Source organism: Flavobacterium humidisoli, assembly GCF_023272795.1.
Lineage (GTDB): Bacteria > Bacteroidota > Bacteroidia > Flavobacteriales > Flavobacteriaceae > Flavobacterium > Flavobacterium humidisoli.
This window is the reverse complement of record NZ_CP096829.1, coordinates 5,487,154-5,502,368: the sequence shown is the minus strand read 5'-3', so window position 1 is coordinate 5,502,368 and position 15,215 is coordinate 5,487,154. Positions and strand designations below refer to the sequence as shown.

10 protein-coding genes and 2 tRNA genes are annotated in these 15,215 nt (G+C 33.1%); 6 read left to right on the top strand and 6 right to left on the bottom strand.

What is annotated here, in order from left to right; translation table 11 throughout:
• Positions 1-41: 41 nt before the first annotated feature.
• The 3 genes from M0M44_RS23145 to rpsT all read left to right on the top strand — a co-directional run bounded on the left by M0M44_RS23145 (position 42) and on the right by rpsT (position 635).
• Positions 42-113 (top strand) — tRNA-Glu (locus M0M44_RS23145).
• A 44-nt stretch (positions 114-157) separates the two neighbouring features.
• A tRNA-Glu gene (locus M0M44_RS23140) sits at positions 158-229 on the top strand.
• Positions 230-383: 154 nt separating this feature from the next.
• Positions 384-635: a 30S ribosomal protein S20 gene (gene rpsT, locus M0M44_RS23135; protein WP_073417115.1), complete on the top strand. Its 252-nt coding sequence runs from the start codon at positions 384-386 to the stop codon at positions 633-635.
• Positions 636-863: 228 nt separating this feature from the next.
• Here rpsT and M0M44_RS23130 read toward each other — a convergent pair whose 3' ends face one another.
• Both M0M44_RS23130 and M0M44_RS23125 read right to left on the bottom strand, forming a co-directional pair.
• Entirely contained in the window at positions 864-1,274 is a 411-nt protein-coding gene (locus tag M0M44_RS23130) for a response regulator (protein ID WP_248727859.1), read from the bottom strand.
• Between the two features lie 5 nt (positions 1,275-1,279).
• Positions 1,280-2,989 (bottom strand): PAS domain-containing sensor histidine kinase, encoded by a 1,710-nt coding sequence (locus M0M44_RS23125; RefSeq protein ID WP_248727858.1) that lies wholly within the window; start codon positions 2,987-2,989, stop codon positions 1,280-1,282.
• Between the two features lie 169 nt (positions 2,990-3,158).
• Between M0M44_RS23125 and typA the strand changes: the two genes are divergently transcribed.
• Positions 3,159-4,955: a translational GTPase TypA gene (typA, locus tag M0M44_RS23120; protein ID WP_248727857.1), complete on the top strand. Its 1,797-nt coding sequence runs from the start codon at positions 3,159-3,161 to the stop codon at positions 4,953-4,955.
• Positions 4,956-5,107: 152 nt separating this feature from the next.
• Here the strand turns inward: typA and M0M44_RS23115 are convergent, their stop codons facing one another.
• From M0M44_RS23115 to M0M44_RS23105, 3 genes are read right to left on the bottom strand one after another with little or no spacing between them, the layout of a single operon-like run.
• Positions 5,108-7,459, bottom strand: a complete 2,352-nt coding sequence (locus tag M0M44_RS23115; RefSeq protein ID WP_248727856.1) for a choice-of-anchor L domain-containing protein — start codon at positions 7,457-7,459, stop codon at positions 5,108-5,110.
• 13 nt (positions 7,460-7,472) lie between these two features.
• A complete protein-coding gene (locus tag M0M44_RS23110; protein ID WP_248727855.1) occupies positions 7,473-8,309 on the bottom strand; it encodes an ABC transporter permease in 837 nt (278 codons plus the stop codon).
• Between the two features lie 3 nt (positions 8,310-8,312).
• Complete coding sequence (locus M0M44_RS23105; protein ID WP_248727854.1) at positions 8,313-9,224, bottom strand: ABC transporter ATP-binding protein; 912 nt, start codon at positions 9,222-9,224, stop codon at positions 8,313-8,315.
• A 106-nt stretch (positions 9,225-9,330) separates the two neighbouring features.
• Here M0M44_RS23105 and M0M44_RS23100 point away from each other — a divergent pair, with 106 nt between their 5' ends.
• Positions 9,331-10,383, top strand: a complete 1,053-nt coding sequence (locus M0M44_RS23100; RefSeq protein WP_248727853.1) for a hypothetical protein — start codon at positions 9,331-9,333, stop codon at positions 10,381-10,383.
• Between the two features lie 84 nt (positions 10,384-10,467).
• Positions 10,468-11,331 (top strand): SdiA-regulated/phytase-like domain-containing protein, encoded by an 864-nt coding sequence (locus tag M0M44_RS23095; protein ID WP_248727852.1) that lies wholly within the window; start codon positions 10,468-10,470, stop codon positions 11,329-11,331.
• 146 nt (positions 11,332-11,477) lie between these two features.
• Here the strand turns inward: M0M44_RS23095 and M0M44_RS23090 are convergent, their stop codons facing one another.
• The gene (locus M0M44_RS23090; RefSeq protein ID WP_248727851.1) at positions 11,478-15,209 is read right to left on the bottom strand and encodes a metallophosphoesterase; all 3,732 of its coding nucleotides are present in this window, start codon (positions 15,207-15,209) and stop codon (positions 11,478-11,480) included.
• Positions 15,210-15,215 lie beyond the last annotated feature (6 nt).

The following is a 15,215-nucleotide window of genomic DNA, read 5'->3' as shown; positions in this document are numbered from 1 at the left end:
TAAAAAATAGATGTATCTTTGCATCCGCAATACAGAAGCGCGGTCCGTTCGTCTATCGGTTAGGACGCCAGGTTTTCATCCTGGTAAGGGGGGTTCGATTCCCCCACGGACTACAAGTTTATTACATATTGAAAAGTTTCCAACTTAGGAGAATATTGGTCCGTTCGTCTAGGGGTTAGGACGCCAGGTTTTCATCCTGGTAACAGGGGTTCGATTCCCCTACGGACTACAAATTAGTTGTAAATAAGTTTTGTAAAACAAAAATTGGTGTCTCGGTTTTTGTTTTATTAGTTAAAACCAAAGTGATTGTTTTTACAATTGTGGGAGGTTTTTCTTTTTTAACTAGTATTTATAATAATTATTACATCTAAAATTAAAAGAAAATGGCAAATCATAAGTCAGCATTAAAAAGAATCAGAAGTAACGAAAAAAGAAGAGTTCTTAACAGATATCAGCATAAAACTACTCGTAATGCTATTAAAGCGTTAAGATTAGCTACTGATAAAGCTGATGCTACTGCAAAATTATCAACTGTAATCTCTATGATTGATAAATTAGCTAAAAAGAACATCATTCACGATAATAAAGCTTCTAACTTGAAGTCTAAATTAACGAAACACGTTGCTAAATTGTAATTAATACAGTTTGTAAGATATATAAAAGTCCTCTTCTTAGAGGACTTTTTTGTTTTTACCCCTAATTTAAATGAGATTCCAATAAAAAATAAATTCCAAATTCCAATCTTTATGAATAGTTGGAATTTGGAATTTTGCTATTTGTGAAATTCAAAATTTTATAAACCTTAATGTAATTTTATATTGAAGGTTTTGGGATTTGGAATTTAAGATATTGGGATTTAAATTTTATTCTAAATCAATTTTCTTTTTAAGGTATTCTAGCATTGGTTGTGTAATAGGTTTGGAAAGGAAATCTATTATAATAGGATATTTTTTTGCTTTAGCAAGATCTTCGGGATCAATAGTGGAAGATAATACGATTACTGGAACGGTATTAAATTCTTTGTAATCTGAAGAAGTGAAATGATCCAGAAATTCCCATCCTCCCATAATTGGCATATTTAAATCTAAAAAAATTAATTCTGGTCTTTTCTTAGCTTGATCGTTGGTGTATTTTAAAACATTGAAATGATGAAGGGCTTCTTCACCGTTTTGAGCTGTAATGACTTCATGTGAAAATGAAGATTTTGAAATTACCTTTTTGCATAGCATCAGCGTGATAGGGTCATCATCGATGCATAAAATCTGCTCAAGCATAATAATTAATTTTTAAATGTTATTGTAAATGTGGTTCCTTTATTGACTTCGCTCTCGATAGAGATTGTTCCTCCCATAGTTTCTACCTGCGATTTTACAAGGTATAATCCTAATCCTTTGCTATCGGGATAATTGTGGAATCTTTGATAAAGTCCAAATACTTTGTCGCGATTTCTTTCTAAGTCAATTCCGATTCCGTTGTCTTTAAAGGTTAAGATTGTTTTTTGTTCTATTTGTTCGGCTGTTATTGATATTTTTAATTTTCTATTTTCCGATTTGTATTTTATAGAATTAGTAAGCAGATTTAATAGAATGCTTTCTATATAGGCTTTATTGGTAATAAGTTCAGGGACTTTATCAAATTTTAGTTTTATTATAGGTTTGTGTAATTCAATCTGAAATGAAAGCTGGCTGAAAACATTTTCAAAAACTTCTTTTAGAGACACTTCTTCTTTTTGCATTGAAGGATTGTCTTTAATAATGATAACTTTTACTAAATCATTAATGGTTTCATTTAGTAAATGTGTCGATTTTGTAAATCCTGCTATTATTTCTTGGAGTTCTTCATTTTCTATAGGAATGTCTTCCATTAAATTTAATAGTCCAATTAAATTAGAAAGTGGAGCTCTAAGATTGTGTGATGTAATGTAAGAGAATTGCTTTAAGTCTTTATTGTTTTGTGTTAATTCTCGAATTAGATGTTCTTTTTCTGTTTCTAGTTTTTTCTCATCTGTAATATCTCTTTGTATCGAAATCCAGTGCGAGATAACGCCTTCGTTATTAAAAATAGGAATCATAGAAAAGCGTACCCAGTATTCTTCTTTGCTTTTAGTGTATGTAATGGTTTCAATTAAGCATTCCTCTTCATTTTTTATGGCTCTCAGAAGTTTTTTTAATTCATCTGAATCCGATTTTGGACCTTTAAAAATGTTCGGTGATTTTCCAATGATTTCGTTTGACTGATAACCCGACATTTGAGAAAATGCAGGATTTACATAAACTATTTTCGGTATTTTTCTTTCAGAAGAATTGGCTTCGGTAATTAAAATTGAATCTTTAGATTGCGTAATTACGGTTTCTAAAAGCTTTAATCGCTGTTCTTCTTCCTTTTGTTTTGTAATATCTTGAATGGCTCCAATCATTCTGATGGCTCTTCCGTTTTCATCTTTTAATAAAAAACCTCGATCCAGAACATATTTGTACGATCCGTCAGCGCATCTAAAACGGTATTGGTCTTGCCATTTTTCAGTTTTCTGTTCTATAAAAGAATATAGTTTTATTGACATTCGGATACTGTCTTCTGGGTGAATTTTGTCAAACCACCATTTAGAAGTTTTTCCTACTTCTTTTGGGTCATAGCCAAAAACACCTTCAATTCCTTTATTCCAATTAATACTGTCCTCTTGAATTTTCCAATCCCAAATAGTATCGCTTGTCGCTTTTGCTACAATGTCATATTTCTCATTAGATTCTTTTATTTCTTCGTTAGTTTTGTTTAACTTTTCAAAAATGGTTATGTTTCTTTTTTCGTTTTTTGAAAGGATAAAGCTAAAAACCAATACTGTAATTAGAATAAATATAACATCTTTTACTAAGGATAGATATAGATATTCTGATGAGGAAAAGTAGGTTATGAGTAATTTATGACATAGGACCGCCATAATTATCGAGATGATGGTATAAATAAGAGTAATTTGGAGAGTTTTACTTTTCATCACTTCAAATATAGTTAATTTAACTATAACTAAACGTATGTTAATATCATTTTGAAACCGATATTTTGCATGATTTATATTAACTAATTGATTGTATATACGCAAACTATGATAGAAACATTTTTTTTTAAAAAATAAAGTGTACCTTTGCGCCCATTAAAAATCACAGATGGAATCTATTAGAAACATTGCAATTATTGCCCACGTCGATCACGGTAAAACAACTTTGGTTGATAAAATTATGTATCACTGTCAGTTATTTCGTGAGAACGAAAACACAGGTGATTTAATCTTAGATAATAATGATTTGGAGCGTGAGAGAGGTATTACAATTACTTCTAAAAACGTATCTGTTCAATATAAAGGAACAAAAATCAATATTATCGACACTCCTGGCCACGCCGATTTTGGAGGTGAAGTAGAACGTGTATTGAACATGGCCGATGGTGTATGTTTGCTAGTTGATGCTTTCGAAGGTCCAATGCCTCAAACTCGTTTCGTTTTGCAAAAAGCGATCGATTTAGGATTGAAACCTTGTGTAGTTATCAATAAAGTAGATAAAGAAAACTGTACTCCAGAAGAAGTTCACGAGAAAGTTTTTGATTTAATGTTTGAATTAGGTGCTACTGAAGAGCAGTTGGATTTCCCAGCGGTTTACGGTTCTGCTAAAAACAACTGGATGTCTGATGATTGGAGAAATCAAACAGAAAACATTGAACCATTATTAGATATGGTTATCGCTAATGTTCCAGCGCCTAAAGTTTCTGAAGGAACTCCTCAAATGTTGATCACATCTTTAGACTTCTCTTCATTTACAGGTCGTATCGCTATCGGACGTCTTGAAAGAGGAACTTTAAAAGAAGGAATGCCAATTTCTTTAGTAAAAAGAGATGGTAAAATCATCAAATCTAGAATTAAAGAATTACACACTTTTGAAGGTTTAGGCCGTAGAAAAGTAGAAGAGGTTGTTGCTGGAGATATTTGTGCTGTTGTAGGTATTGAAGGTTTCGAAATTGGTGATACTATTGCTGATTTTGAAAATCCAGAAGCTTTACAGACAATCGCTATCGACGAGCCAACTATGAGTATGTTGTTTACAATTAATGATTCTCCTTTCTTTGGTAAAGAAGGTAAATTTGTTACTTCTAGACATATTCGTGAGAGATTAACAAAAGAGCTTGAGAAAAACTTGGCGATGAAAGTTGGAGAAACTGATTCTGCTGATAAATTCATGGTTTTTGGTCGTGGTGTACTTCACTTATCTGTTCTTATTGAAACAATGAGAAGAGAAGGGTATGAGCTTCAAATTGGTCAGCCGCAAGTTATCATCAAAGAAGTTGATGGTGTGAAATGTGAGCCAATTGAGGAATTAACTATCGACTTGCCAGAAAACCTTTCAGGTAGAGCGGTTGAGTTCGTAACGATCCGTAAAGGAGAAATGCTTTCTATGGAAGGTAAAGGAGAGCGTATGATTATTAAATTCAACATTCCATCTCGTGGAATCATTGGTTTAAGAAATCAATTGCTTACTGCTACTGCTGGTGAGGCTATTATGGCACACCGTTTCATCGGGTACGAACCATACAAAGGAGAAATTCCTGGACGTAACAATGGTTCATTAATCTCTATGGAAAACGGAAAAGCTATTCCTTATTCTATCGATAAATTACAAGATCGTGGTAAATTCTTCGTTGATCCTAACGAGGATATCTATGAAGGTCAAGTAATTGGAGAAAACACTCGTAGCGACGATATGACGGTTAACGTAACTAAAACGAAAAAACTTTCTAACGTACGTTCTTCTGGAGCTGATGATAAAGCTAGAATTATTCCTGCTATCAAATTCTCATTAGAAGAAGCTTTAGAGTATATCCAAAAAGATGAGTATGTTGAAGTTACTCCAAAATCTTTACGTTTAAGAAAAATCTACTTAAGCGAAACAGACAGAAAAAGATATAAAATCTAATTCGATTTAATTTTCAATATAAAAAATCCCAAATTCCAATCAAGGAGTTTGGGATTCTTTTTTATGCTTTAGTTTACAAGTGGAATTTATAAAGTTTGGAGTTTTTGACCCAGTATTGAAATTTAGAATTTCAGATTTTAGATCTTAAAAAGCTATCTTTTCAAAGAGAAATGACCTTTTACATTTTTTCCATTAATAAATTGAAGAGTAAACCAGTAATCGTCTGAAGGCATTTGTCTTCCGTTAAAAATCCCGTTCCAGCCTGTACCATTTTGATTCATTTGTTTTAGCAAATTTCCGTAACGATCAAAAATAGAAATGGTGTAATCTGGCATTTGATCAATGTTTTTAATGACCCAAAGATCATTGTATCCGTCTTCGTTTGGAGTAAAGAAACGCGGATAATCCAAAACATATACTAAAAATGAATTAGATAAACCGCAACCATTTTTGTCTCTAGCCTTAACATTATATATGCCCGGATTTACTTGTGTGAAAGTAGGGCTATCTTGAAAAACAGTTCCGTCGAGAGAAAATTCATAATTTCCAACACCAGTGTACTGAACTTGAATTGTATTATCAGTTCCAGAGAAATCTTTTACATCTGCTCCAGTAATTGAAGCTGGTTCGGATAAAATTATTTTAAAATTTTTAGTTTTTTGGCAGCCATTTGCATCTTTTACAGTTACGGAGTAATCGCCAGCGCCATTAATTATGGTAGAATTAGTACTGCCCCCATTAGACCATGAATAACTGCTATAGCCCGTCGCAACGGTTAGCGTCATTTCGTCTCCTTTACATAAATAATGAGTTTCGTCTTCAAAATTAGGAGGATCAAACGTGTGTACAATTAATTCTATTGAAGTAATATCATAACAACTTGGGCCATTTACGACACGAGCATAAATCGTTTGGCTGTTTGGAGTTGTATTTTTGAAAATATTAGGTAGCTGATTGGTTTCTGTAAGCGCATCAGTAGCTGTTAAAAAATAATTAATTGCCAAGCCTGTCGGCAAACCCATTAAAATTTGAGGAGTCACTTCTGCGTTTAAATCAAATTGATATAAACCGTCTTGCACATCGTCTCCATCGCAAGTTTCTACAGGAGATTGGTTTGGAATAGTAGAATTAGAGATGTTGAGTGTAATTTCAGCTATTTTATAACAGCCAAACTTGTTTTCAATTCGTGCAAAAATAATTTGATCTGCGCCTTTATTGGTGTATCGTTCGGGATTTGAAATTGGATTTGTTTTTGCCTGAGCATCTGCCAAAGTTTCATAATATCCCTGATTAATAATTTGAGAATCATTGTTTTTGATGAAATTTCCAGCTTTAGTTAAATCAAAAATTGAAATACCATCTGTATCATCATCACATTGAAGCAAAGAAGTATTTGTCGATGGGATTTCGGGAGCAAATTCAACAGTGATTTCTCCAACAGAAACACAAGTTGTATTATCCAAGGTTGCTTCTACTTTATACGTTCCCGACGATGTTACGTTGTAAGAAGGAGATGTAGCACCTGAAATTTCAGCATAAGTGTTAGAAGCATCTTTTTTAAACCATTTAAAAGTATATCCTGTTGTACCCAAGTTGGTATTTAAAACGTAAGTTTCGCCATAACAAACTGGATTGTTATTGGCTACAGTTCTGTTTTCTCCAAAATTTATTTTAGTTATAAAACTACCCGCTTCGATAAAAACGGCAGAGTTGTATTGTCTGGTTTCATCATCGGCAACGACCAATTTTAAATGGTATTTTTTGTTCGGAATTACACTTGTAGAGGCATTCATCACGATAGTTTGCCCTGCATAATTGATGGGGCTTCCATTTGCATTATAGCCATTAAAATAGCTTTCGTTTAAAGCTTCACATCCCTCTAAAGGCTGTCCATAACTGTCTTTTACGGTTTCAATTTTAGGATGAACCGTTGTAGCTGACACTGCTGTAGTTGAATTAGGTAGAACGGCAAGATTTTTATATTCTTCAGAACTTCCAACTTCTTTAATTAAGAAAGCAAATCCATCTGAATAAGTGCAAGGAAAATTAGTTTGATATTCATTCGAAGCAAAAATATAATTGAAGCTTATTGAATTGGTCAGCGCTGTAAAATCAAATTCTATAAGTGTTGCTTGCGTGCTATTCGTAATTCCTAAAGCTTTATTAAGATCAGCGTCACCATTCCAACCTAAAATCCTTACTCCTTTGGAATCTTGTTTGTAAAAAGGTCCTTCTGCATTTTTGCTAGGCGAAGTAGCTAAAACAATTCCTCCTGAAAAAGGAAAATTGGCACCAGCTGTAAAGGAACCGTAACTCTGTCCACCTAGATTCGGGTTTCCCGATGCCGTCACGCTTTCTACATCAATACAAGAACTATTTATTAAAACATTCTGAATTAAATAGGATGGTGTCGTAGTATCATCAACAGAAATATTCTGTGCGCTGATTTTATTATAAAAACAGCACAAAATAAAAATTGTGAATAAAGATCTTGAAAGACTCATAGTAGCAAATATACTACAAATCTCTATTTTTTAATAATTTGTAAGAAAAATATATGAACACAAAAGTCCAAGCTAAAACGATTAAAACGGCACTATAATCTACACTGAAATTGCCTTCTGTTTCGATTCCCATTTGAGTGCCAATATTTTTAATTACTGATAATCTTGGTCCAGGATTAACAATTAGATTTGACATTGATTCTAAAGGCAAAAACTGTGTGATTTTTTCATCAGTATCGCTGTTTGGAAAAATTTTAAAAGCTAATGTGCCTCTTATGATTGCTTCAATTATGCTCCAAACTAAAAGAAAACCAAGGGCAAAAGCAGAACGTTTTACAAAGATTCCTAAAAACAAACAGAACGAAAAGAATCCTGTTAATTTTACAAAAAAGGCTAAAAGATAATCTAAGTCAGAAAAAATAATTCCAAATTCGGTATAAGATGAAAAAGATAATCCTAGTAGCAAGCTCATAATAAAAACGAAAACAGTAGATCCAAAAGCAAATAAAACGACAGTTAAGAATTTGGATAAAATAAATTCTTTTTTGCTTAAACCATCAATTAAGTTCTGTTTTAAAGTCCCATAGCTATATTCATTCGCCATCATAGAAACGATTACAATGGCTAAAAAGAATTTCAGCCAAGCTGCGACATACGTATTGAAATGCCAGATAAAAGGAAAATTAAAAATCCCCATTTCTGCCAAGTGAAATTTGAAAGGACCTATATCAAATTTTATTGCGGCGATTAAGGCGATAAAAGAAAGTAAGACAAAGTAAGTTAAGGTCAATACACGGCTGGCTTTGTTCATCCAGATTTTTTGAAGTTCTATAGAGAGAAGTCTTTTCATGGTTTAGTTTTTTTGAGCGATGGCGTTTTTGGTTAATTCTAAAAATTGTGCTTCTAAACTGTTTTTACGTTTTACTAAATGGCTTAAAATAATATTTTTAGAAAATAAAAATTGGTTTAACTCTGAGGCAGATAAGTTAGAATTTAAGTAAACTAAAACTTTTCCCTCTTCTTCAACAATTCTATCAATAGCAGGATGTTCTGATAGAACTGTTTTTAAAACTAAATTATCTTCGGCTTGCAACTCAAAGAAACCTTCGTTAGAAGACATTCCGTCAACAGAACCAGAATATAAAACTTCACCTTTTCTTAAAACAATTACTTGCGAACAAACTTTTTCTACTTCATCTAATAAGTGAGAAGCAAGCAAAATAGTAGTTCCTTGCGAAGCAATTTTTTTAATGATATCTCGAATTTGATGAATTCCCTGAGGATCTAGTCCGTTGGTTGGTTCATCTAAAATTAAAATTTCGGGATCGTTCAAAAGTGCTGATGCTATTGCCAGACGCTGTTTCATTCCTAATGAGAAAGTGCTAAATTTGCTGTCTTTTCTTTCGCTTAATCCAACTAATTCTAACTTTTCATTGACTTTAGAATAGTTGATGTTTTTGATTTTGCAAACCAATTTCAGATTTTGTTCCGCTGTCATGTACGGATAGAAATTGGGTCTTTCTATAATGGCGCCAACTTTTTTCAGAGCATCATGAGTTTCCACATTGCCATCAAACCAGCGATAACTGCCAGACGATTTATTAACAACATTCAAAACAATTCCTAATGTAGTCGATTTTCCGCTGCCGTTTGGCCCTAGAATGCCATAAACTCGACCTTTTTGTATTTGAAAAGATACATTTTTCAAAGCCTGAATTCGGCCGTATCTTTTACTTAAATTCTCAATGGTTAATATGGTTTCCAAATTTTTCTGGTTTTAGTTTTTAGTATGACGAGCCAAATAGATTTTTGTTACTTTAAATTCTAACTTTAAATCGTATTGACGTAAATTTGTAATAAAGATATTCAAAATGAGCGAGCCTTTAATGGTTTTAAAAAAACCGTCTTACCCTTTAACACAGCCACTTTTAAGTTATTTAGAGCGATACGAACGTATTTCTAAAGTTTCTGTGTTTTACGACGACTTGCTTCGATTTTCAGGTTCTGTAAATGTCTATGATAAACATGACACAGACACGCTTTGGATTAGGGTGTATTATGGTGAATTTGAGCGTAATGAAATTGATTTAAATCTAAAGAAAATATACTCGCTTTTACACTCTGACGGAAATAATGAGATTATTCAATTTTTGAATGTCGATGCTATTGATTATTGCACTTTTGGAAATTCAAAGCCTTTTAGAATAAAAGTTCGAAATATTCTCAACGACAACTATGTTCATTTTTATATCAAAAAAGCCGATGCTTCTCGTATTTATGGGTTAGAATTGGAAGATATTCTTTCTCCGGATAAAATCAACTTTCTGGTGTATAAAGATACCTTGATTGAAGAGCATATTATCGGAATTCCGGGTGATGTTTTTATGGACACACTTCTTGATAAATGCAGCGAAATGGAAAAAGCGCAGATAGCGAAAGAATTTGTGAAATTTAACGAACGCTGTATGATTCGGCTTTTAGGAGATATGCGCGCTTACAATTATGTAATTGTTCCAATTCACGATTTTGATCAGGTTGTTTACAAAATTCGTCCAATCGATTTTGATCAGCAATGTTATGAAGGAAATTTCAAAGTGTACCGCCCGCAGTTTTTCAAGGAAAATTTTCCAATGATTCAATTGATCAAAGAGAAATTAGAAGAGCGTTCGATTATTCAGTATAAAGATGAGGAAAGAGCAATTTTGGCAAAACGTATTCATTCTGCTGAAACCAGAATAAAAAAATTACTGAATATAATGTGTCATGACACTATTTCGACGCATGAACATCTTATGCAGTTAAAAATGGAATTGTATCGTTATACTAACGATATGAAGTTCAAAAATGCAAAATCGATGGGGCACGTTATGCAAGCCGCGTTTGAATTTATTACACGTAATTTTAAAAACACTAACTTAGTTTAAAGTTTTAGCCACAGATTTCACAGATTAAAAGGATTTTCAAATCATTATAATCCTTTTAATCTGTGGCAAATAAAAAATAATATCATGAAAAAATCTTTTTTAGTAGCCGTTTCGATAGTTTTATTGGCTTGTCAGCAGCAGTCAGATACTGAGTTAAAAGAACTTTATTCTCTTCCAAAAAAATTAAAAGAAGTTTCTGGAATTACTTATTTTACTGAAACCAGCACTCTTTACACTTTGGAAGACAGCGGGAATAAAAATGCTATTTATGCTATCAATTCTCAAGGAAAATTGGATAAAACAATCACAATTTCAAATGCTACTAATGTTGATTGGGAAGATATTACAAAAGATAAAGCTGGAAATATCTACATTGGAGATTTTGGAAATAATGATAACGAAAGAAAAGATTTGTGTATTTATAAAGTGGCAAAAAATCAATTGAATGCTGATCTGGCCAAAGCCGAATATAAAATTTCATTTTCGTATCCAGAACAAAAAGAATTTCCTCCAAAGAAAAAAGAAATGTTTTATGACGTTGAAGGTTTCTTTGAACAAAATGGATATTTCTATCTTTTTACCAAAAACAGAAGCAAAGGTTTTGATGGGACAGCTTTTATCTACAAGATAAAAAATGCTGCAGGAACTCAGAAAGCAGTAAAAATTGGCGAATTTAAGACGTGCAGCAATTACAATCATTGTGTGCTGACAAGTGCAACAATAAGTCCAGACGGGAAAAAAGTTGCCTTGTTAAGCCATGATAAGGTTTTACTGTTTAAAGATTTTAAAGGAGATTTATTCCATAAAGGAACACATACAGAACTAAATCTAAATCACTTTTCACAAAAAGAAGCCATCGTCTTTAAAGACAACAATACTTTATTAATCGCCGACGAAAAAACAAATAAAATAGGAGGAAAGATTTATGAGTTTACTCTAAGTCGCTAAGGTACTGAGGTACTGAGGTGCTAAGAAAAGATTAGCCCCGAATTGACGATTTTACTTAAATTATTCGTTAATTCGGGGCTATTTTTAACTCAAAGTAGAGAAAACCTTAGAATCTTAGCAGCTCAGTACCTCAGTACCTTAGCATCTTAAAAACTATATGCCGCTCCAAAAATCACCCTTCCAATTTCGTCAGGAGATTTAAAATAAGAAATTCTGGCTGTAATAACATTTATGGCATTTAGCCAAAGTCCGCCGCCGTAATCGTGATGCCATTTTTTAGAATCTTCGCCATCAAGCCAAACTCTTCCGTAGTCAAACCCACCTAAAATTCCATAAGTAAAAGGAACGATCGTTTTACGAATTTTTCCAATACTTAAGCGTAAATCTGAACTTTGGGAAAAGTACGAACTTCCTAAGAAACGTTCGTTTCTAAAACCTCGTAAATCGGTATCGCCACCAAGCGAAGCACCTTGATAGAATTCGTAATTATTGTTGAAGATAGCCTTTCCTTTTACGTAAGTAGCCAATATCAATTTTCCGTTGTGGTCAATCTTGTGTGTAAAACCTAAGAAACTCTCCAAAGTAGGGAAATTTTTCTTAGTATCATCCAAATTAGTTGTCCAAGTTGCAGCAACCATAAAGGCCATTCCTAAAGTTGGTTTTGCAGCAAAATCTGAATTTTTAAAAAGGTATTTTACTTTTAAACTTCCGAAATTCTGGGTATTAAATACATCAGGATTTACGATTCCAGGAATATTAATGTATCGGTTTTCGGTTTCTTCAACAGTCATTCTCTGAAAAATAGGCTGTATGCTAAATTCGCTTCCAAATCTTCCAACGTGTCTGACAGCACCTGAGGCATTAAATTTTCGGATACGAACACGATTATAATCCATTCCTAAATCATCATCATACTGCGACTCATTTCCGTAACCAAAATAGTTCATGGCAAAGTTTGGAGTCGTATATAAAGATTCCACATCAATAACCCATTTTCCTAATAAGCCTGGGAAATGTGCTGCATAATTAAATTCTAAACCTCCAGTAGCAAAATAGTAGAAAGCATTAAAAATATGCCTTTGTGTATACGGATTCTGTTTGAAATTATTAACGGTATAATTTACGTTCACTCCCATTTTTACACCATCATCAGGATTATATCCAATGTTCGGAAGTCCTGCAATTACGTTGTATTTAGGCTTTTCATAGTTATACAAATTAACATCATAGTCATCTGTTAACTGCGTTTGTGTTTTAGAATCCAGATTATAAGTGTTTTCTTTTGATTTAAAATCGTAAACAATAACTTTTCTTCCGTTTTCAATGTTATAAGTGTCATTATTTTGACCTCCAATTAAACGAATTTTAATGCTCGATTTTTGGTCTCCTTTTACTTCAAAAACATCATTATCGTCCAGTCCGTAAATCCAAAGATTTTTTGTTTTATCGTCAGTTACATTTTTAGTGTAAAGCAATTCATCGCCTTCTTTTTTAATTCTGAAAACCTGAATTTCAATTCCTTTTTTTACATTATGGTTTAAAACAAATTTATCTTTTTTGTCTGTTCCAGCAATCATAACGGTTTTGCTTAGAACATCAGAATATCTGCGAGCATACTTTTGAAGATCTCTTTTTCTGCTTTTTAGTTTTGCTTTTATTTCATCGACCGTTTCGTCCTGAACCTCTTTTGGCATATTTTTGAAAGCTTCATCGATATCTGCGTCGGTTAGATTTTCCTGAATATATTTAGCCTGTTCCACCCAATCTTTTTCTTGAGCAGTTTTTAGAAATGCCAAATCCATTGGATAAGGTTCTCTTCCCAGCCATTTCACATTGATTCTGTCGCCTTTAAAAGATCGCATATGACGAAGCGGAGGCATATTCATGATAAGCGAAAGTAAAGCGCCATCGTATTTTACAAAAGCCTGATCACGATCTCGCGGAATAGGTCTATAAATTACTTTTCCATCTTCTTTATATTCAGCCCAACGCCATTGATCGCTGTGTCTATCCCAATCTCCTAAAAGGATATCAAATAAACGTGCTTTTATATATTCTTTTTCATCAACCCCATATTTTTCATCTTTATGAAGATTTAGCATCATATCATCAGTTCCGATGATGTTGCTTGGCTTACCGAAATTTTTTCCGTCTAAATGATTATCAGCCGGTCTTTCTTCTACCATATATAATTGATCTCCAAAACTAGCATTAAATTCACCTAAACCATTTTGTTTAGGGATATAATATAAAATCGGATTGGTATGTCTCAAACCAATTTGATCGGACATTCCGCCAATTGCAAAAGAAGCATAAGGATGAGATGTTGTGTAAAAATCAAATAAGAAATCTTCAACATAGGTTTTATCAAAATCATTTACCACATATTGATCTTTAAAAGCAACTGACTGTAAAAATACCGTAGCACTTTTTTTCATCGCACGCATTATAAACTCACGACCTTGAGGATCAGACATTCTTAACGAAACCGATTGATGTCCGCCGCCTTCTCGAATTGGTTTCAAGCCACCTTTCAAAGTGTCTACAGTTGCAGTTGTAGCTTTAATAGGGAGACTGTAATATTTTCTGTAATGTTGGCCAAATAAAAATCTGTGAAACGCACCTTTTTGAGTCATTTTTGGAGAATAAATCGAAGTGGTTACTGTAGCAGGAAATTTATTCGGAATATCTGAAGCCCAGTTAATTTCTTTGGCTTTTATAATTTCACGTTCAAAAAGTAATTTCTCTTTGTTGTTTTCATTTCCATAATATGAAACTTTTGCATCACCGCTTTTAAACATTGTTAAGACAGCATATCCATTTCCGCCATATGAAAAATCATAAGGATTTATCGCTCTTGCAGCTTCCGATTTTGATCCTGCACCGCTAATGATTTGCTGAATGTTTTCTTTGCTGATATATTGCAGATTATGATCGTGTCCAGAAACTACAATTACATTTTTCTGTTTTTGCAAAAGCGTTTTTATTCTTTTCGCATAAATTGTGTATTGCTTATTCTGAATATCCTGCGGACTAACCCCAGATGTTTTTCGAACTAAATTAATGAAGGAACCAATTACAGGAAGCGGAATTTTTTGCTCTAGAGGAAATAATTGTTTTTCTAAAGAAAATTGCCCGCCGTGCGTTCCGTTGCTTAATAATGGATGATGAATGGCTAAGACAACTGTTTTTTCTTGATTTTTGTTTAAAAGACTTTCTAATTCTTCAAAAAATGCTTCTCTGGTTTTAATTTCACAATTATCATTTATGGTTGGATGATTATTCCAATCTTCCAAAAACCATTCACTATCAATAGCTATCAAAGTTGTTGTGCTGTCGATTTTTACATCTTCAATCGGGCATGATTTTCTCGGAAGAAATCCTTTTTTATCGTTCAAATATTTCGTTACAAAATCGGCTTGGCGTTCTAAACCTTTAATTCCGCTGTACCAATCATGATTTCCAGGAATTACGATTGTTCTTCCTCTAAAACCTTCACTTAATTTTAATTGATTCGTTAATTTCGTTTCTGCTAAAGCCTTGTCTTCAGGTTTTTTGTTACCCGGGAAACCTTTTGGGTAAATGTTGTCACCCAAGAAAAGAAGTGTTGATTTTTTATTTGCTTTTTTTAGCTTTTGGTGCAAAAGTTCTAGCGTTTGTTGCGCTTGTTCCTCGTCGGCATTTCCAGCATCTCCAACAAGAAAAAATGTATGTGCAATTTTTATAGTGTCAGTTGCGTTTTCTGTTTCGTTGGCACTAACGTTTTTCCCGTACTGCGGCTTGCGCGTTGAACAAGAGTAAACGATGAATAGGGCCATAATTGCCAAAGAAAAATTTTTAATCTTGGCAATAAAATGATTATCCAAAAACAATTTCATAATTTA